This is a genomic window from Serratia oryzae (assembly GCF_001976145.1).
Lineage (GTDB): Bacteria > Pseudomonadota > Gammaproteobacteria > Enterobacterales > Enterobacteriaceae > Chania > Chania oryzae.
Genome location: NZ_MOXD01000077.1, coordinates 1 through 264, shown reverse-complemented (window position 1 = coordinate 264; position 264 = coordinate 1). Strand labels below are relative to the sequence as shown.

Sequence of the window (264 nt, the reverse complement as noted above, 5' to 3'; positions counted from 1 at the left end):
ATACGCAAAGGGTGCAGATCCTGGCTAACAGTGGCGTGCTGGATCTTGCTGGCGGTTCGCTATTACTTGCTCAAGGAGGGAATTCGAGTTCGACAGGCGGCCTGACCGGTGATGGCTTGTTGAATGTCCAGGGGGGTACCTTTACGGTGAGCGCCGCAAACGGTGGCCTGACGGGTGACACCCAGATAGACAGCGGTGCGACGCTGGTACTGAACGGTACGGGGACGCTGGGCAGCAGTGACGTGAACGTGGCGGGCAGCCTGA

The 264-nt window shown here is 60.2% G+C and carries 1 protein-coding gene; it reads left to right on the top strand.

Annotated features, from left to right (window positions below):
- On the top strand, positions 1–264 hold a 264-nt coding region (locus BMI79_RS23940), incomplete at both ends, for a hypothetical protein (protein ID WP_158069141.1).